General features: G+C 62.3%; 14 protein-coding genes. 3 read left to right on the top strand and 11 right to left on the bottom strand.

Annotated features, from left to right (window positions below):
• Window positions 1-2 precede the first annotated feature (2 nt).
• The 3 genes from BLT40_RS18245 (at window position 3) to BLT40_RS18235 (ending at window position 4,405) form a co-directional block, all read left to right on the top strand.
• Window positions 3-2,102 carry a T6SS effector phospholipase Tle3 domain-containing protein gene (locus tag BLT40_RS18245; RefSeq protein ID WP_079522027.1) on the top strand — a complete coding sequence of 700 codons (2,100 nt, stop codon included), beginning with the start codon at window positions 3-5 and terminating at the stop codon, window positions 2,100-2,102.
• Between the two features lie 20 nt (window positions 2,103-2,122).
• Entirely contained in the window at window positions 2,123-3,757 is a 1,635-nt protein-coding gene (locus tag BLT40_RS18240) for a type VI lipase adapter Tla3 domain-containing protein (RefSeq protein ID WP_176167837.1), read from the top strand.
• Between the two features lie 153 nt (window positions 3,758-3,910).
• Window positions 3,911-4,405 carry a helix-turn-helix domain-containing protein gene (locus BLT40_RS18235; RefSeq protein ID WP_090355572.1) on the top strand — a complete coding sequence of 165 codons (495 nt, stop codon included), beginning with the start codon at window positions 3,911-3,913 and terminating at the stop codon, window positions 4,403-4,405.
• 53 nt (window positions 4,406-4,458) lie between these two features.
• Here the strand turns inward: BLT40_RS18235 and tssG are convergent, their stop codons facing one another.
• From tssG to BLT40_RS18180, 11 genes are all read right to left on the bottom strand, one after another.
• On the bottom strand, window positions 4,459-5,526 hold the full coding sequence (gene tssG / locus BLT40_RS18230; protein WP_143025913.1) for a type VI secretion system baseplate subunit TssG: 1,068 nt from the start codon (window positions 5,524-5,526) through the stop codon (window positions 4,459-4,461).
• The gene (gene tssF / locus BLT40_RS18225; protein ID WP_090355562.1) at window positions 5,490-7,244 is read right to left on the bottom strand and encodes a type VI secretion system baseplate subunit TssF; all 1,755 of its coding nucleotides are present in this window, start codon (window positions 7,242-7,244) and stop codon (window positions 5,490-5,492) included. Before tssF ends, tssG begins: the two co-directional genes overlap by 37 nt.
• Window positions 7,241-7,813 (bottom strand): type VI secretion system baseplate subunit TssE, encoded by a 573-nt coding sequence (gene tssE / locus BLT40_RS18220; RefSeq protein ID WP_079522022.1) that lies wholly within the window; start codon window positions 7,811-7,813, stop codon window positions 7,241-7,243. Before tssE ends, tssF begins: the two co-directional genes overlap by 4 nt.
• Before the next feature lie 171 nt (window positions 7,814-7,984).
• On the bottom strand, window positions 7,985-10,306 hold the full coding sequence (locus tag BLT40_RS18215; protein WP_090355558.1) for a heavy metal translocating P-type ATPase: 2,322 nt from the start codon (window positions 10,304-10,306) through the stop codon (window positions 7,985-7,987).
• The gene (locus BLT40_RS18210) at window positions 10,303-10,719 is read right to left on the bottom strand and encodes a heavy metal-responsive transcriptional regulator (protein ID WP_090355555.1); all 417 of its coding nucleotides are present in this window, start codon (window positions 10,717-10,719) and stop codon (window positions 10,303-10,305) included. The genes BLT40_RS18215 and BLT40_RS18210 overlap by 4 nt, the downstream gene beginning before the upstream one ends.
• 309 nt (window positions 10,720-11,028) lie before the next feature.
• On the bottom strand, window positions 11,029-11,346 hold the full coding sequence (locus BLT40_RS18205; protein ID WP_343123900.1) for a DUF6678 family protein: 318 nt from the start codon (window positions 11,344-11,346) through the stop codon (window positions 11,029-11,031).
• A 107-nt stretch (window positions 11,347-11,453) separates the two neighbouring features.
• On the bottom strand, window positions 11,454-12,389 hold the full coding sequence (locus tag BLT40_RS18200) for a tetratricopeptide repeat protein (RefSeq protein WP_090355552.1): 936 nt from the start codon (window positions 12,387-12,389) through the stop codon (window positions 11,454-11,456).
• 242 nt (window positions 12,390-12,631) lie between these two features.
• Window positions 12,632-15,385, bottom strand: a complete 2,754-nt coding sequence (locus BLT40_RS18195; RefSeq protein ID WP_090355549.1) for a DUF6493 family protein — start codon at window positions 15,383-15,385, stop codon at window positions 12,632-12,634.
• Window positions 15,382-16,740: an SWIM zinc finger family protein gene (locus tag BLT40_RS18190; protein WP_176809215.1), complete on the bottom strand. Its 1,359-nt coding sequence runs from the start codon at window positions 16,738-16,740 to the stop codon at window positions 15,382-15,384. The genes BLT40_RS18195 and BLT40_RS18190 overlap by 4 nt, the downstream gene beginning before the upstream one ends.
• Before the next feature lie 263 nt (window positions 16,741-17,003).
• Window positions 17,004-17,645, bottom strand: coding sequence for an NrsF family protein (locus tag BLT40_RS18185; protein WP_079522016.1), 642 nt, complete (start codon window positions 17,643-17,645; stop codon window positions 17,004-17,006).
• On the bottom strand, window positions 17,642-18,205 hold the full coding sequence (locus tag BLT40_RS18180; RefSeq protein ID WP_036114244.1) for a sigma-70 family RNA polymerase sigma factor: 564 nt from the start codon (window positions 18,203-18,205) through the stop codon (window positions 17,642-17,644). The genes BLT40_RS18185 and BLT40_RS18180 overlap by 4 nt, the downstream gene beginning before the upstream one ends.
• Window positions 18,206-18,388: the final 183 nt, after the last annotated feature.

Below are 18,388 nucleotides of genomic sequence, written 5' to 3'. Positions count from 1 at the left end.
CCATGACAAAAGACACCGGTACGTTTAACGTCGTCGCCCAGCGCGACATCATGTTGTTGCACAGCGACCCCAAGATACATCCACGCATCGTCGTGCCCTCCGACCTTCCAGGCATCGTCATCTTTGTCCACGGGGTCAACGACCCGGGTGCCAACTACGATGTCATCGAAGAAGGCATTTGCGAGGGCCTGAATGAGCGTCTCGATGCGTTCCGGCTGATTCCCGGCGTGTACGGCGAGGCCTATCGGGAAGCGCACAAGTCGAAGCTTTCGACTGGCGACAAGGACTATAAGAAGGTCGCCGAGGTCAAGTACGACCCGGATATGTATCTTTACCAGCGCAAGGAACGGGGCGGAGAACCCGGCGTCAGAACCCATAGCGTATTCATTCCCTTCTATTGGGGCTATCGCGCTGCCAAGAAAGAGATCGCGCGTGAAGCGCCGGAGAAGGGTGGGACACCCGATGGATACAAGGTGAAGCGCGGCCAGTATCAGGACATCCATGGCAATCGATTGAGCAAGCATTTCGCCAAGGGCGGCGGCATGTTCAACAACGCGACGACTTCCCTGCCGCTGATGTTCGAAGCCGGTTTCCGAGACAATCTGCTTAACAAAGCGGCCAAGCAAGCCATGACCGGCTATGAGTACAGCGCGGAGAGCCCGCATCGCCGCTACATGGCACTCGCCGCCGAACGACTAGCCATGCTGATCCGCGAGATACGCGCGATCTCCCCGGACGACACGATCACGGTGATCGGTCACAGCCAGGGCACCCTGGTGGCCCTGCTCGCACAGGCCATGCTTGCCGATGGCAACCCTCAGCGGGAATTCGAGGGAGCCGTCATACCCGCGCTCCCTCCCGCACGATCCGCGGACTGCCTGATCCTTGTCGACTCGCCTTACAGCCTGATTGAAACGTTTGCCGAAAAAGCCGCAAGGAACAACGTCTCTCGTTACACCGCCAAAAGCCGGCTGAAAACGCTGATCAACATCGTCGAATCCATCACGGGCAAGCCATATACCATGCCCGAGCTTACCGAGCTCTCACCCGCCATTGAGGGCAATCGCGACCACCAGGGACGAGCCGGAAAGCGCTGGAAGGGTGTGGGCGCCGCGCAGCGTCGCGAGCGCGACGGAACACTCACGCCTTTCACTGAGCGCGACAACCGCGGCAAGGTCTACATGTACTTCTGCCCAGAGGATGAAACCGTCAACCTGTTGACTATCAAAGGCATCGGAACGCTAGGCGTCCCCGATGAACTTGAAGACCGCACACCCGCCATGAACGAACTGAAAAAGCGTCGGTTCTTTCAGAGGGCGTGGACCCGTCGCAAGAGTGATGATGAAGGGCACCCGGTACTCGTCGGCCAGCCGGAAGGCTACGCGAACTTCGGTGGACGGCACAGGTGCTTTGTCAACGGCGAGCCTATCTCCCCGCCCTATGAGCCCAAAATGTATGGGGGCGAAGCAATCATCGGCAGTGTCGAGACCGCCGGCAAGGTCATTCCTAACGACTATGCCAAGGACCTTCTGATCGGCAATCCCGACACTGACGTGAAACAAACGCCACTGGGAATTCCATATTCCGACTCATCGAACAAGCAGAAGATCATGCGCGATTTCAATGAAGGAAAGGAGCCCGATGATCAGACATATGGCGTCTTCTTGCTACCCATTCCTGACTTAGTTACAGGTGGTCGTAAGGGATGGGAGGTTTATCGCGAAGAAACGCCAAACGAGATACGCGCTCGCATTGCGCATGAAGAAAAGATGTGGCAGAAGAATTCATATCATTCCGCAATGCTCTCTGATCGCGACAACCTACGCCGGGTGGCGGCGTTTGACGTGGCTATCGGGCAGGCAAAGGTTCTCGATGACGAGAATGCGCGAAGTCTGTTCCACGGATTGGCGGACTGGAAGATCGACGGGAACGCGATGAAAATGATTACGTCGAATCCACTTTACGGATCATTGAGTCCCGCCGCTTGCGCACTCACTCAGGGCTGCTACAGCTATTACAAAACTGGAAAATTTCCGCAATCTCTAGTGAGAACCGAACCGCCAGAACTTGTAGATACGGAGAAACTCAAATGGTTCGATTAATCACTCGAAAATGGGATTCCATGTCGATCGATCAGAGAGTCGGCATCTTATTTTTCTTCACCGCCTACGTGGCAGTCATCCTAATCACGTCCATTGGACTCCTGACATTCGACATGTACAAAGTAGAAGATCCAACCCCAAATAAGCGGCTGATCATATTAGCAAAGTATCTCTTCATCATTCCACTGGCTTGGACAACTTTTATTGCAGCCGGGTGCACGAAGACGGCCTCAGAAAAGCAAACCGAAGAGATGATGCTTTCGATAAGGTCAGACCAGGAGCGCTCCCTGCCGCCGCACGAGCGAATCATGAGAGGGACGGGTGACCGGTACGCGCTGGAACTACGCGCCGTGGGCCTCAACATCGAGGACGCCTCTCAGGATGAACTTTGGAAACCTATCACGTCACTCGCCAGTATAGTCGCGTCGGTCTATCCACCTCAGATCGAGGACTTTCCTCAAGATGAAGACGACAGGCTGATGCAATCCCGTATTGCAGAAGCTTCCGCCGCACAGAGCGTTGGACTCGACGCAGTATCGGATTGGCCCATCCCTGCGCTGGCTGCCCAACCGCCCACACCGACCTCAGCGAAGACATCGGCAGGCGAAGAAATCGGGTCAAGTCTTCAAGGCGCAAGCCTCGTCTATACCTACGCTATATGGATCGACGATCTCAACGGCGAAGACGCCTCACCGCTTGTCGATAAGCTTTTCGCATTCTTCGACGAGCACCCGGAGGTGCCGCAGGTCATCGTCATGGCTAAAGACGGCGACACATTCCGCGACACGTGGACAGCCCCAGGCCATAAAAGAAGGCAAGGTGCACATATACCAGAAAGGCTCTCGAGCTTTGTCAGCCTCCTGGTCACAAGAACCGATCGAGTCGACCGCTTCATTCGTCCCTACGCGATCAAGGAAACGAAGGGAGCAACCTCCCCGCTCCAGACAGAGTTCGACTACATCAAACTCTATAACTTCTACTGGGAAGAAGACGAAGCGTACGCGGCAAGGCGCCATGAGTCTTACATCGCAACCACGATGAGTGCCAGCCACTGGGCCAGCCGTCTCCCCGCCTTCCTGAAAACCATCGATGACAAGGGTGTCCCCGGCTTCAAACGTACGAACTATCTTCCTCTGCGTTGGACCGAGTGGCAGATCGATCTCTTCGACCGCGCACCGTTGCTTGGCTACCTCCACCGCCCCATCACGGTTCGCCTGCGCGACGACGAGGATAAGCCGTTCGACATCGATGCCGCCACGGCTGCGCTAACGGCAGGTTGGGAGCGTGCGGTCGGGACCCTGCCTGCCGGCGAGGCTCCGGTGCGCGTCTTCCGCGATACCCGCAATGATCACGGCGTGACTAAGGTGCTGGCCCCGATCCTTCGAAGTCAAGCAACACCTATCAATGTCGACAACATGGATCAGGGATTCGACATTGGCGTACGACTAGGTAATACCGGCATCGCCTCGCCCTTCGTACAGATCGCCCTGGGAACCATGGCCAGCTACAAGCTCGGCGGTGCGACGGCTACGGTGCATCGGCGGGAGAACGGTGATGTGACGTTTACGATGATCAGCCCATCCGATCCGGAACAAAAAGCGGCTTGGGAAGCAAGGTCGGGAAAGAAGAATCCTTTCTACGCGCACGTGAACTAATGGCGTCTCATTGTTTAAGACAAAGAGCATTCTTCGATCTTTGAGGCAAGTCATTTCGCGCCTCTAGCTCGCAACTCTGGTCAAAAGCTATGCGCAACCCTCGCTCATCGTGGCTGTCGCGCTTAGCATAGCCAAGCACTAAGGAACTTGGTCGTGACGATTGGCGCGCGCCTCAAATTTATACGCTCCGGCCTTCCGCACCTGGCGATGGCTCGATCACTGGGAATATCCCTGCGGGCATATGCTATCTACGAGCGAGATGAGCGCCTACCTCGCGCCGACACACTCATCCGCCTGAACGACCTGGGCTGGAATACGAACTGGGTTTTGACCGGCATCGGCGAAAAGGGCCTCGACACGCGCTCTTCGTCGCCACCCCATAATTTGGGGATCGACGAACTTAAAGCCGCCGTAAGAGTAGCCGAAGAGGCATTGGACGAAAGTAGGTTAGGTCCTGACGACTATGCAATGCTCGTTGGCCTGATCTACGTCGCCCTGGGAAAAGGCCTCGATATCGCAGACGTGCTTGCATTCGCAAATGCCTGCCGCCCGCGGGCTGCATGGAGCAGGAACGCCAGGTCGCAATCAGAGCGGCTGAACCGTTCGGTCGACCGTTTCGTTCGTGAGCATCACGGAATTCCGGAATAGCGTCCGCGATTAGGAACGGCGCGATTCCATCCGCGCCCTTCTTCAAAGCCACCTCACAGCTTCATCAAGTACTTCGCATCATCCCGGTGCACCTCGCTCGGCCCCGATGACAGAAACGTGTCGTAGCCAAGACGCGCCGGGTTCGGCCCGCCCAGGCGTATGCCGCCCACATCGTCCCGATGAAGTAACGGCACGACTTCATATTCATACGCTTCGCCCAGCGTGATCCTAATCCAGCGACGCAGCAGCTCATGGGCCACGCCGCCGGGCATGAATTCCATGTAACGCGGCTTGCGAAGCGGTCCGACGTGCAACTTTACCCGCAGGTGCCGCTGTCGAACCCGTCTGCCGAGCACCATGTTGACTCCTAACGTCGAATTGGCGACGCCAAGGCGTGTCTGCATCCCGACGGGCAACTCGTACATCGCCTCCACGCAATCCTCGACGCGGATCGTCTCGCCCACCTGCAGGGAAAGAATCCGGCCCAGGTATTCGGCGGACATGGGGTTTTGACGCAACGCGGCACAGATACCCGCCATAGCGTCATCCGACAGGGACAGCCGCTCGGGGCCGGCAAAGCGACCCGTATCCCGCAGCCCATGGCCAGCCAGCGCCCTGAGCGAGCCACTGAGCGCGCTCTCCGCGCCCAACTCGTACCCGAGTTCGGGATGGTCATATCGCCATGCCTCGTAGAACAAACTCACCGGGCGCTGGATCATGACGTCGAAAAACGCCTTGGCGCCCCCGTTGCGTCCACGGCTTTCGCTCTCAGCCACTCGCTCGGTGTAACTCGGCGATAGTGCGCCAAAGCCACCGAGCAACCCCATCACCGGGGTGGTGATCTCCACCTCGGTCGTCGGGTCCTTCAGTGCATCGACTGCGGCGTCGACGTCAGCGATGGCCCGTCCGTCGCGAATCACCCGCACGGCCTCGACGTCCCCCGGCGCAAAGCTCAATGAGGTACTGTTTCGGAACCGCACCCGGCGCGTCGCTGGCATGCCCGACGCATCCGGCGATACCGACGAGAGCAAGCGCACCGTCTGGTAGAGCTCGAAGCCCTTCGCACCACCGACCGCACGCCGAATCAAATCAGCGGGCCGCTTCCCGTTCGCATCTTGCATGAGTAGAGCTCCTTGCCGGTATGGCACGATGAAAGGGTGAGTTCGGTAAACGTGTTGATCTGCACGTACTGCGCAAACACGATGTCGAGCACGTGAACCAGGGCATGCATGCCGATGCCCACCAGCTGCGTCACGTCGATGGAGAGATCGATGGCGGTGCCGCGCATGGGCATGATGCCGCCGAATCCCGTCAGCCATCGCATGACCGATTCCTGGCGAATGCTCACCAGCGACTGCACAATCTGCTCGCCCCACACCGAGCCGGGTGGGACATACAAACGAAGCAGCTCCCTCAGGGCGCTGGCATCCGGCCTCAACAACGTCGCCTGGTTCATGGACAGCTGCGACACAAGTCGCCAGCTGGCCTCTTTGCCGAGTCGGAATCTCGCTACGGCGGAGGGGCGCGTGATCAATCGCCCTTCCGGACCCGATGCCGCATCAGGCGCATACAGACGGGCACCCGGCGTGCCGCAAACCAGCTTGGCCGGGGCATCGCCATCGCAACAGAGCATCCGGACGCTGACGCCGAAGCCGACGCGAATCGCTTCGCAGACGCTGTCGACGAACAGAATGGCTTCGGCGTCCGTGTCCTCGCTGCCTCCTGCCGTTACCCAATAGGGACCCGACACGCTTGAGCTCGTCCGTCGCACGGCGTGAAAGTGGGGAATGTCGAACGCACCACCCTCCTCGGCGGGACGCGCACCTTCCACGGATTCGATCGAAAGCAGACCGCCCACGGGGTACCCCGATGTCCGTGCGCCGATATCCAGCGTCGAGCCAGCATGTGACCGTGCCGATGCGCCTGCCGAGGCCCGAAATACGTTTGCCAACGGCGCGCATCGGGTCAGCAGATGCTCCGGACCCACGCTTCGAAGGTCCATGCCATCGACGATGGTGCTTCGGCCCAGGAAGAGGATGGCGCGGCCGCTGCCATCGCTTTGCCGTGTTCCGTTGGGCAACACGAGGTCGAAAAATCCGAACTTGTCCGGGAAGGCAAAAAACTCGCGAAGCAGGCGGATACCGGGATGCGACGCTACTGAGTCGTCGAGGACGCGTGTCTCGTGGTTGAGGCCGACGACATCGAGCATGCCACCATCGAGAACATACCGGTTGTCATCGGGATCGGGAGAGAGGACCGCCGTGACGCCGAGACCCAGCGCATCCCTCAACTCCGCCGCGATAGACGTATCGCCGTCGACAAACAGACGAAGGCCGCGTGTCACGTCGCCGTCCCAGCGCAGATCAAGATAGGGGCCGCGGTACATGGTGCCGGCTCGGGTATGAAACACACCGGAGGCGTTGAAGCGTGCCGACGAAAGGTCCGGAGCGTGCGTGTCGACGTCAAACAGCGTGTTGAAGCGGAACCGTGTGCCTCCGGGCGGCCCGGCGTGGATCAAGACCCCTCGTTCGAGGGCACCACTGAACGCGCCCCTGTCAAAGCGCGCTACTGCGCAGGACGGAAAAGGACGTCGGTATTGCGGAAAAATCGCCTCGAGCAAGGTCTCGGCGAAGCCGGAATACCCGTCGTCGAGCCGACGGGCGACCCGGGCGTTTAGCCACGCCACGGACTGCAGCAAACGCTCAATATGCGGATCATCGCTGCCGTTCTCAGACAGTCTCAGGCCCGCGGCTACCCGGGGATAGCGTTCGGCGAACTCACGCGCCTCGGCATTTAGCGATGCCAGCTCGCGCTGAAAATAGGGAAGTATCGGGCTCACCGGCTTGCCTCCTGCCGCGCGCCGCCATACCCCGGCAACGACCGGCGAGGAACCGGCTCCGCCACGGCGAAACGCATGGTAGACGACTGATACCGGGCCTCCAGGCCGACCGGCTCTAACAGGTCGGCCACCTTGAGCCGAGCGCGAATCACAAAGTCCAGGGAGCCTGACGCGCCATGGTTGTCGCTGATCACGACATCGACCGACGTAAACCGACGATCGAAGGTCTCGATCGTGTGCCGAATCTCGTTGGACAGATACTCCCGGTCTTTCGCGTTGGCGAGGCTAAGCACCGAGAAGTCGGGCATGCCCAGCATAAACGCCGAGCTTGCGACGAGACTGAGGGAGGAGTCAGCGGCAGACACCTCGGACTCGTCGACCTCCGATGCATCGTCGGCGGTGTCCAGAACGATCTGGCGATGCACGTTCCTGGTGTTGAGAAGATCCTCGACGTCTCTGATCGCTGAGGCGATATAGGCTGCCGCGCCGACTTCGCCAGGACTCCCCGGCTCGGCCTCATCCCCTAGCAGCCGGTCCAGCAGACTTGCCGTGACTCGCAATTCCTTCATGTGTCGCCTCCGATGAAAACGATCTGCGTCAATGGTGACGCAGGAAGGTTTTATATCGAGTGGCGGCGCGGAATGTTTGAGAATCTGGACCGATTTAGGGGTGAGTTTTAATGCTTGAGGGTTGGGCGCGATGAGAGCTGCGGCATGCCCCGATCGCGCGCAGGCGCGCTCCTACAAGGCGCTGCGTCGTAGACGTAACGCGTTACCAACCACCGACACCGAGCTCAGACTCATCGCCAGTGCGGCGATCATCGGTGACAGCGTCAACCCGAACACCGGGTACAACACGCCAGCCGCCACCGGCACACCTACCGCGTTGTAGACGAACGCGAAGAACAGGTTCTGCCGGATGTTTTTCACGGTCGCATCCGACAGAGCGCGAGCACGGGCGATGCCGGCGAGGTCGCCCTTCAGCAGCGTGACCGAAGCGTTCTCGATGGCGATATCGCTGCCATTGCCCATGCCGATGCCGATGTCGGCCACCGCCAGCGCCGGGGCATCGTTCACACCGTCGCCCGCCATGGCCACGACGGCACCGTTTGCCTTCAGCGACGCCACGATGCGCGCCTTGTCTTCCGGCGATGCGCCGGCGTGGACGTCATTGATCGGCAGCGAGGCCGCTACCGCTTTCGCGGTGGCCGCATTATCGCCCGTCAGCATCACCAGCTTGACGCCGGCCTCATGCAAGGCCTCGAGCGCCGGCTTCGTCGACGGCTTGACCGCGTCCGAGAAGGAAAAAACCGCCGCCAGTCGTCCGTCGATCGCGAGGTACATCGCGGTGGCGCCCCTTGCACGTGCTTTCGAAGCCACGTCATGCGCGGCACCGAGCTCGACACGCTCGTTTTCCATCAGCCGGCCGTTGCCGACGGCTACATCGCGGCCCTCGACGCGACCGCTCACGCCGCGCCCGACGTAGACCTGGAATCCCGACACGGCGGCGATGGTTACGCCCTCGCCTTCCGCCGCCGCGACGATAGCCGCCGCCAGCGGATGCTCGCTGGGACGCTCGACGGCAGCGGCCATTGCCAGTGCGGTGGCACGATCGACCCCGAACGTACGCACATCGGCCAGCGTCGGCTTGCCTTCGGTCAGCGTGCCGGTCTTGTCGAAGACCAGGGTGTCGATATCCCGCAGCCGCTCGATCGCTCCGGCATCGCGAAACAGCACGCCCGCCTGCGCACCGCGACCGCTCGCCACCATGATCGACATCGGCGTCGCAAGGCCGAGGGCGCAGGGACACGCGACGATGAGCACGGACACAGCCGCCACTAGCGCGTGCGTCAACGCCGGCTGCGGGCCCACCCACCACCAGACCGCGAACGCCAGGACCGCGGCGACGACGACGAGCGGGACGAACCACGCCGCCACCTTGTCCGCGACGCGCTGCGACGGTGCACGCGAGCGCTGCGCTTCGGCGACCATCGCCACGATGCGAGACAACACCGTGTCGGTACCGACATGATCGACTCGCATCGTCAGCGCGCCGTGCTGGTTCTGCGTGCCGCCGGTCAGCCGATCATGCGCATGCTTGGCCACGGGCATCGCCTCGCCCGTAAGCATGGCTTCATCGACATGGCTCTCGCCATCCAGCACGGTGCCGTCGACCGGTACTTTCTCGCCCGGACGCACGCGAAGCGTGTCACCGACGCGCAAGGCATCGATCGCGACATCCTCTTCGTGGCCGTCGCTGCCGACGCGACGTGCCGTCTTCGGCACGAGACCCAATAAACCTCGCAGCGCTTCACCGGTACGCCGACGGGCGCCCAGCTCGAGGAAGTCACCCAACGTCACCAGTGTGACGATCACGGCGGCCGACTCGAAGTACACCGCGACCTGCCCATGCATGTCGCGCATGGCCGGAGGAAACTTGCCGGGGAGAAGAAAAGCGATCGTGCTGTAAAGCCAGGCGACGCCCGTACCCAGCGCGATCAACGTATACATGTTCGGCGACCACGGCTTGAGCGACCGCCAGCCACGGGCGAAAAACGGCGCGCCGCCCCACAGCACCACGACCGTCGCCAGGATCGCCTCGACCCAGCCGAGGATCGCCGCCCACGGCTGATGCCATGCCTGCCCCGCAAGATGCGGAATCATGGCGATCAGGAACACGGGCACGGTCAGCGCGACAAGTAGCGCGAGCCGTCGGCCTAACGACCGCACCTCACCATCGTCGTCGTCGAGGCTGGGCATTGTCGGTTCGAGCGCCATACCGCACTTCGGGCACGAGCCCGGTCCTTCCTGCCGCACTTCCGGGTGCATGGGACAGGTGTAGATCATCCCGGCTGGCGCAGGCGCCGCCGGGATCTTCGGGCCGAGGAAGGCCACCGGATCGGCGACGAATCGTTCGCGGCAGCGCCCGCAGCAGAAGTGATATTCCTGCCCCTCATGCGTCGCGTGGTGTGCGGTCTTTAAAGGATCGACCGTCATGCCGCACACGGGATCGATCGCGGTCGCCGGCTCGGCGGCCGCGTGGTGCGCGCAGCAGGAGCTCATGCGTTCGGCTCCGCCAGCGCCTTGAGGATGGGACAGTCTTCAGGCGCACCGTGTCCCGGGCACGCCTCGACCAGTTCAGAGAGGCCATCGCGCACACGCTGGAGTTCGGCGATGCGCTCGTCGATGGCCTGAAGGCGTGCGGCGGCGCGCTCGCGGACGCCCACCACACCGCCGTGGCGGTCGGCCGAGAGGGCCAGCAGTTCGCGGATTTCCTCGAGGGTGAAGCCCAAGTCCTTCGCTCGACGGATGAAGCGCAGGCGGGACACCGCACCCTGGTCGTATTCACGGTAACCCGAGGGGCGGCGCTTCGGCACGGGAAGGAGGCCTTCCCGCTCGTAGAACCGGATGGTGTCGATGGCGACGCCTGCGCTCTGCGCGATGCGGCCGATGGTGAGGGAGGTTTGGCTGGTCATGGGATAAGTCTAGACCCTTTATCCAGGTCCAGAGTCAAGCGATTGCGCTCATGGAGCCTGCCGCTTTGGAGAATGGGAGACCGCCTGTCCTGCAGCCCATGCACCAGGTCGGGTCGAACCGCGACGCAACCGGAGCATTCGCCCGCTCCCCTTACGGTCTCCTCGAGATACCCGAGATCGGCGACAGCCAGGACGATGGTTTAGCGTTCGATTTGCCCAGGCATTCACACTTCATCGGAGCACGCGGTTCCGCTGGAAGCAGACGCTCGTAATCGACCGGATGCGACCGGACAGCGACATGCCAAGCAGTTACAGGTACTCACATGCCGTCGTTTCGGGAAGGTGCCCGAAGACTTTGAAGCCCACGTCAGTCTTGATGCCGGGCAGATGGATGGCTCGCAAAGCAGCGAGCAAACTCGAGGCCTGTTCATCGTTCGCAGGCCTGACCTCGACCCACTCGATGTCCTCATAGCTGCCATCCATGAAATGGTAGAACCATTCCGAGTCCCAGTCGGACTCGTAGCCGGACCCCACCATTCTGACGCGCCACGCAGGACCTGGCTTTTCCAGCTCCAACATAGCGGCTCGAAGCTCTCTCCACTTCGTGTTGTTCATGGTCGGGTGCATGGGGGCACGCTTATTTTCTTGATGACTGCTAAGCATATGATACCGCCCGGTATCCACGCATAGATCCGTCGATGGCTCCGCTGCTCGTGGCGAGTTGCGGGGCCGACTTAAGGAAAAGCTCTGCCCGCCAACGCGCACTCGAACCGCAGCAGGCGGTTTTTGTCGCCCGATCCGACGAGTCGACTCAGCAACCCACCGCGGCCAGAACTCCACTGCATAAGCACCTTTCGCGCGGCAGCGGGTTCTGTTGTGCTGATCCCTATGACATGAATGTCTGGCCAAGGTGGCGGCGTGACGTCGTCACTTGCGTGTTCATGCGGCACCCCTTCGCTGCACTGTCGGCACAGGATCCGAACGTTGGAAGTCCAGACCTCATGATCGACCTGCGCCAGGTCTAGCGCCGTAGTCAAGGCTTCGAGATCAGCGGCGTCATCCGTGTGCACCTCGGCCTCATAGGTGCTGTTAGCGGAAGGCTCAAACAGCTCCAGGACGTTGAAGACCGAGTAGGTCCGACCCTTGGACTGACGTTCGCCGACGGGTGCGCCATCGTGCAGAACGACATCGCCAGCCCTGAAGCCAGATTTTGGGTAAGGAATGTTGCGGATGACGACGCGTACCGGGTCTATGCGCGTTCCCCACACGACCTCGCCGTTGTCATCAGGATTCAGGCGCACAGGCGCGATGCCAAAGTTTCCCTGGATTGGCCCGTCACCCTCGGGAATGCGCAAACCGACGCGATGCCAGGCTTCGCGTGCAGCAGTCCAGTCACGCAGGGCCGTCGCAGCGATGCCCATGTTCCAGTTCGCCGCCTCGTCATCAGGCCGAAGATCTGAAGCGCGTCGGTTATGGTAAAGCGATTCCACCCATGCGCCGCGGTACTTGTGCACGAGGCCGATATTGTAGTGCGTCGAGGCGCGCTCTGGGTCCAGCGCCAGCGCGCGCTCGTACAGAGCCATGGCACCATCCAAATCGTCCAGAGCCCGGGCCTCGTCGAGCAGCTTGTCGACGGCCTCGCGAGACGTAAATGCCTGTGGTTCACTCAATTGAGGCTGCCCCTATCGCGGTGGTTGTGGCGCCAGCACGCGCGTCGGCGTCGCTGCGTGGACTATTGTAAAACGGCCATCTAAAAGTGGCAGCTTTTGCCCATTATGAGCGGTTGCGATCGTCAATCTGAAAGCGGAACGGCTTGGACCCAGTGGTACCCGCTGCGCGCAGGCCAGAGCAGTGGCATGGAGGCCAACGCCGCCATGCAAGCGATGAAGACGCGCCAAGCAGGGCTCATGCATCAGGGTCTACGGCAGAAATTGAGAGGCCCGGACACTGGCGCAGCGACAAAGGCGGCACTTCGTAAAGTCAGCAGTGCTTTCCTGAGCGCGGCGCTGCGGCCGGTTACCTTGAGCACGGGCAGCACCGCGCGTAGGTTCTCGCCAGGCTTCATACCGGTTTCCAGCAGCAGCTCGTGCAGCAGCGACAGCAGCAGGGCTGTGTCGCGCGGCGGATCGTCTGGCCGGGCCGCGACCAGCGCTTCAAGCAGCCGGATGATCACGGGAGGCATGCCGGGTGCAATTCGTGCTGCGGTAGCCAGCGCTTTAGCATAGCGTGAGGCACGGACATGCTCGCCCGCCAATAGCAAAGCCATGTCCACCCCCAGTGCATTGATATCGATCCGGGCATCGAGCACCGTCTGCGCGAGTGCATCGATAGCCAGCGCCAGTTGTCCCGGCTCTTTACCAGCCAGCGCGAGGGCGATCAGCAATGTTCCTGGTGGGCCCGGTGCGACGGTGGGTTCAAGTAGAGGCGCAAGGTAGGCGCGGTTCTGCCATTGCGCTTCCGACCAGTCCAGATTGTTACCCAGCAGCCTGCAACCGGCGGCGAAAAAAGTGTGCAGACAGCTGGGCGTCAGCGTCGCCCAGAAGCGGATCAGCGCTTCGTCGGTCCCTGCGTAATTGAAATGCTGCGACGCATAGCGCGGTACAAACGTTGCCGGCTGATGCCCATGCAACGCTATGAGCAAGCGGTCTGCGCCCTCCGGCACGAAGCCGTCATCGACGATGATCCGGCGGTGGACGTACTCACCTGGCGCCGATGTCCGCGTATCAACATGCCAGCTGAAAACCGGCGCGCGGGTGGTATCCGGGCCGAGATCGCCCAGCGCGGCGAGCAGTATCGGGTCGTCGTTACCAGGGTGACGGGCACGCGATGCCGCCACCATCAAGGGCATGTCGAGCTCGCCGCCGTCCAGCGTGTCGCCGAGCGCGTAGCGGAAGGCGCGCAGCAGTGGCGAGTCCGGCAGCGCGCGCAGGTTTGGTTTCGGCCCGGTGGGTGGCGCCAGCCGCATCAGGGCGCGAATACCGGCACGCCGCGCGGGCAATACTCCCGCTGCCGCATGGGCAGCGATGCGCGTGGCCAGACGGTGTGGATCGATAAAGCCACCCTGGTGGGTTGCGGCATCCAAGGGCTCAAGCCCGGCACCGTGTTGCGCGGTCGCGACCGTATCCATCACGCGGTCGAGAATGTCGATATCGATACCGGGGTGTTCGCCGTATGCATCGACCTGCCGCTCGTAAGGCAGCACAGTGACATCGAGCAACACCGCCACGATCTGGCCAAGCGCCTGAGTCAGTGGCTTGCGCAGCCGCTTGAGTCGCTTCGCAGCCGGGGCGAGGCGTTCGCGCGTGCGAGCGTCGAGCGGGGCCATCCGCGTAAGCGCGGTTACCACGGCTTCGAAAGCATCGATGTCGGTGTCGTTTTCGAATACATAGGCAATGCGTTCTGCCAGCGTGTCGACATCGTCGATGCGCGGCAATTCGCGCGAGGGATCGCAGTGCCCGGGCAGGGACGGAGTGCTCAGCGACACATCCAACGTGGCGTGCGGCTTTTCCGGCCGCGCGCCCGTCAGGGCGGCCAGCGCTACCCGGTTTGACGCAGCAACGGCGGCCAGATAGTCGTTGAGCGTGTCGCGCACGCTGTCGTCCAGTGCGAGGTTGCCAAGCAGTTTGATCGCTTTCGCCTGCACTGCGGCATCCGAATGGCCCAGCGCATCAGCCAACAGCCGCGCGGCCGCGTTTGCGGCATGCGGCTCACTGCGAAGGCGTCGCTCGATCATTTTCATCGCCAACAGCGCGTGGCCTTTGGCCGCAGCGTGCATCGCGGGTGCAAGCGTATCGAGCAGATCGGTGGTGGCGACGGGGTGATTCGCATCGACCGCGTCGATGACCTTCAAGGCCATACCAACCGTCGGTGGGATACGGCTGCGGCAGAGCGCCAGATAGCGGGGCAACCGGGCGTGGAGTTCATCAAGTGTAGGCGCCATGCGCTCATGGAACCGGGAGAACCACCCTGAACGGAACTGCGGCCAGTCCTGTGCCAGGGCATCCAGCGCCTTATCCAGCAATACATCGCGACCGAACTGCGCTTGCGACCACGGCGAATGGAAGAAACCAAGCCAGGCGTCCCGGCGGTATTTATCGATCGCAGCGAGACTGGCATCCGATGTTCCCTCGATCTCCATGACGCGGAGGATCACCGGATGCAGCGTCGGGTCGGCTGCCACATACGCTTCGAGCGACGCTTTCTTCTGGTAGATCGCGTATGTCGGCAGATCCATCATCAGGAGCGTGTGCGCGTCGCTGTCGGGCCGCTGCATCAACCCGTGTTCGATAAACGGATTGATGTAGTGCAGCGAGGGCCACGGCCCGCTCATCAGCGCATCACCGAGGCCTTCCAGGCAGGGCGGCGCAAATTCACGGGCCAGCGGAGCGGCATCTTCGATGCGAATACGGTGATCCGCGACATCCTTTGCGGTTCCGCACACAAACAGCGCGGCTTGCGTGGCACGTTCGCGGTCACGCAGGGGCTGTTTCATTTCCCACGGGAGGTGCGGGTCGTCTTGCTTCGCCAGGACGCGCAGCGTTGCGCGTAGCGCCTTTGCGAGGCCCGGACGATTTTCCTGTGGTATGTCACGCAGCGCTGCGATCACTGCCGCTGTGTCACCTTGCGACATCGCATGCTCAAGTGCTTCAGGGACGGCTTCGCTCATGCGCGGGCTTCCCAGGCGCTGCGCGCCGCCAGCACGTGTTTACACGGGCCGCGTTCCGCGCCGTGCCGTGCGAACCAGGGGCACGTGCAGCGTATCTCGGCATCCACGGCGCGAACGCGGTGCCCCGCGCCGTCGCTGTCTACAGTGGCGGCGAACACGGGGCCATCGTCGAGATGTACGGCAGCGTGTTCCAGCAGCTCCCTGGCAGCGGCAAGGCGCGGGTGGGCGTCTTCGATGCCCGACAGGTCAAAGGGCAGGACGCGATGGAAATAGCCTTGCTCTGCGACGTCATAACCGACGAGGCCGGAGGCACCCAGGGCGCGCAAGGCATCCGCTACGCGCTCACCGGGCAGTCCCGTGGAGAGAGCCAGATCGTCGACACGCAACAGGTGTTGCCAGTTCAACTGGGCGCGCACGCGGTCGAGCACCGAATGGTTCCCAGCGTTGCCGAGGCGCATCAGCGCGTACAACGACTGGCCCTCGCCGGAGAAGCCTCGCCATGTCTCGGCGCTCAGCACCAGACTGACCCTCATGCCATTGAAATCCAGTACCCAGGCGCTGGCCTGATTTGACGGGTCGGCATAGACGCGGAGGTGGCGGACGCCCGGCAGCAACGGTTCCAGTACCCGTAGCCGGGTACTGTCCGTCACGCGCACGCCGCCCTCGACCGCGCGCGTGGTCGTGATCAGGCCAGCCGCCCCACGGGCTATCCACAGTGGCGTACGGGCCGTCGACGCGCGCGGAAGCGCCCGGAGAAAACGCAGGGACTCTACGGAACCGGCCTCGAGACGGGGCGTCATTCCCGCCTGGAACGCCTGTACCTCCAGCATGCCGCGCACCCAGCGCTCTGGCAGAGCCACCTTCCGTTCGGTTACGGAGCCGTTGGAGGTCGCCAGGGTCAGTTCGCCGGAGCCTACCGAAAGCCCCAGCCCGTGGTCATCGCGAACGCGGGCAAGGGCGGCGCGCATCGGTGCATTGAAATCCACATTGGTGGTGCCTTTGCCGGTCACCTCACCGGCATACCCTTCTGGCCCCAGGTCGACGCGTATATAAGCGCTGCAGCAGGCAGAGAAGCCCTCGAAGCGGAGTACGCCTCCGCCGGAGGTAACGACCGGGTCAGCCAGCGCGATGCGCTTTGCCAGCATGTTGGGTGGCGTAAAGAAGCGCGATCCGACGATCAGGTGCACCGCCGTCAGCGCATCGGCCACCAGCCTTGGCTGATGGACGCGGCCTTCGAAGAAGTGAGACGTCGGCAGGGCACCCGTCGCGCTGGTAACTAACGCGAGATGCGGGCCGCTACGATCGTCGAGCGCCGACGCGCCCGCGTAGCGGTAGGCGTGCTGTACCTCGGCCATGAGCGCGCTCCTTCCCATCCAGTCGGCATTAGAACCGATCGACCGCGCGAATGGGAGAGGTTCTCGCTGCACTACTTCAGAGCCGCGATCTCATCGGGACCCTGCCCGTCCACTACCGGGAGCCACGGATCTCGCCTGCCCGATCGACCTCGGTTACGCAACTTCGCCCGTAGGTCGAGACGTGGCATGCACACCCACTACAGCATCATTGATTGAAAGACTGCCCTGAACACGGCGGCAGGCGCAGGCGCAGATCTCTCGCTCTACCACCGCAAAACCCGCGGCCCCAGCAATGCACCCACCACCGAGGGCACCAACATCCCAAGCAAATACCAGACCGACCAGAACGGCGGCGCCATTTCCGGGCAATGCAGGCAGTAGGCAACGGCGGAGGTCGCACCAGCCAGCAATCCCGCAGCGGCTCCCGCCAGGCGCAGCCGCACGGGCGCCATACCGCGTACCGCCCACAACATGGCGACAAACGGCGGTACCGACAGGACGGCGATGATGATCGAGCACACCTTCCAGGTATGACCGAGCAACAACGGCACGCGGGCATCGACATCCGCGCCGGCGAGCACGATGCCTGCGGCGATCCAGGCGATCACGGCCGGTATCACGACGGCGGTCCATCCCGCACCCACCGACACGCCCGGACGCGACAGCCGGAGCGTCACGAGCAAGGCACCGCCGCCGAGGGCCACCGCAAATCCGAGCCGGAACCAGAAGACCGGCATGGAGACCACCTCGCCGAGATCCGGACGGATACCCAGAAAGACCGCCATCAACACCGTGGCTGACGACAATCCGATGAGGATAGCTACCGCGAAGCGCCAGGGCGGGACGCGCCGATCGACCGGTGTCGTCTGGCTTGCGAGCAGGGAGATCAGATCGTCGGTCTTCATGTCAGGCCTCGAATGCGCGTGGCGAGGGCCTTGAGGCCACGGTGTATGCCGACTTTGACGGCAGATTCGGACAATCCGCTGCGAGACGCGGCTTCGGCCACGGACAAGCCCTGAAGCTTGACCAGTTCGATCGGCAGGCGATGGCGCTCAGGCAGGGTGACCAGTAACTCGCCGAGATCGCGCCTTGCTTCAGCCGGCTCGAGGTCGACGGTACCGAAGAGGTTATCGTCTTCCCAAAGGGGCTCGTGCAATGCCTCGCGTCGCGCATGGGCGCGGAAGAAATCCATCAACTTGTACCGGGTAATGGCATAGACCCAGGCCGTCAGTGACTGATCGTCCTGATAGGTGTGCCGTGCGTTATGAATGGCCAGCAGGGCCTCCTGCAGTACATCCTCGACATCGGCCGGAGCCTTCGGCAGTCGGCGACGCAGGTATGCACGCAAGTGCGACGACAGCCTGCCGAGGAAAAGGCGGTACTGCGCGGCATCACCGCTCAGCCCTTGCAGGAAACACCAGCGCAGTTCGACCTCGGCGGAGGTGGTGGCGTCATTATCGGACATCGTCCCGCCTGTGATCACCCGAACACGGGCATCGCGGAGTGTAACGCTGGAGGTAACGGGAGTTCATAGTCACTATTCGCGTCCGCGCCCCATCCGGTTACACCTCGCGATGTCCGGGTGTAACCAGCGGGCCCTTTCAAGCGAATTCTCCTGTACCGGACGCCGTGTCCGGACCCAAGGAGA

Source organism: Dyella sp. 333MFSha, assembly GCF_900102405.1.
Classification (GTDB): Bacteria; Pseudomonadota; Gammaproteobacteria; order Xanthomonadales; family Rhodanobacteraceae; genus Luteibacter; species Luteibacter mycovicinus.
This window is presented reverse-complemented; position numbering and strand designations above follow the sequence as displayed.

What these genes read in the sequence shown, in the direction of transcription:
- BLT40_RS18245 (WP_079522027.1), top strand. Translation starts at nt 3, where the DNA reads ATGACAAAAGACACCGGTACGTTTAACGTCGTCGCCCAGCGCGACATC.
- BLT40_RS18240 (WP_176167837.1), top strand. Translation starts at nt 2,123, where the DNA reads ATGTCGATCGATCAGAGAGTCGGCATCTTATTTTTCTTCACCGCCTAC.
- tssG (WP_143025913.1), bottom strand. Translation starts at nt 5,526, where the DNA reads ATGCAAGATGCGAACGGGAAGCGGCCCGCTGATTTGATTCGGCGTGCG.
- tssE (WP_079522022.1), bottom strand. Translation starts at nt 7,813, where the DNA reads ATGAAGGAATTGCGAGTCACGGCAAGTCTGCTGGACCGGCTGCTAGGG.
- BLT40_RS18215 (WP_090355558.1), bottom strand. Translation starts at nt 10,306, where the DNA reads ATGAGCTCCTGCTGCGCGCACCACGCGGCCGCCGAGCCGGCGACCGCG.
- BLT40_RS18210 (WP_090355555.1), bottom strand. Translation starts at nt 10,719, where the DNA reads ATGACCAGCCAAACCTCCCTCACCATCGGCCGCATCGCGCAGAGCGCA.
- BLT40_RS18205 (WP_343123900.1), bottom strand. Translation starts at nt 11,346, where the DNA reads ATGCACCCGACCATGAACAACACGAAGTGGAGAGAGCTTCGAGCCGCT.
- BLT40_RS18195 (WP_090355549.1), bottom strand. Translation starts at nt 15,385, where the DNA reads ATGAGCGAAGCCGTCCCTGAAGCACTTGAGCATGCGATGTCGCAAGGT.
- BLT40_RS18190 (WP_176809215.1), bottom strand. Translation starts at nt 16,740, where the DNA reads ATGGCCGAGGTACAGCACGCCTACCGCTACGCGGGCGCGTCGGCGCTC.
- BLT40_RS18185 (WP_079522016.1), bottom strand. Translation starts at nt 17,645, where the DNA reads ATGAAGACCGACGATCTGATCTCCCTGCTCGCAAGCCAGACGACACCG.
- BLT40_RS18180 (WP_036114244.1), bottom strand. Translation starts at nt 18,205, where the DNA reads ATGTCCGATAATGACGCCACCACCTCCGCCGAGGTCGAACTGCGCTGG.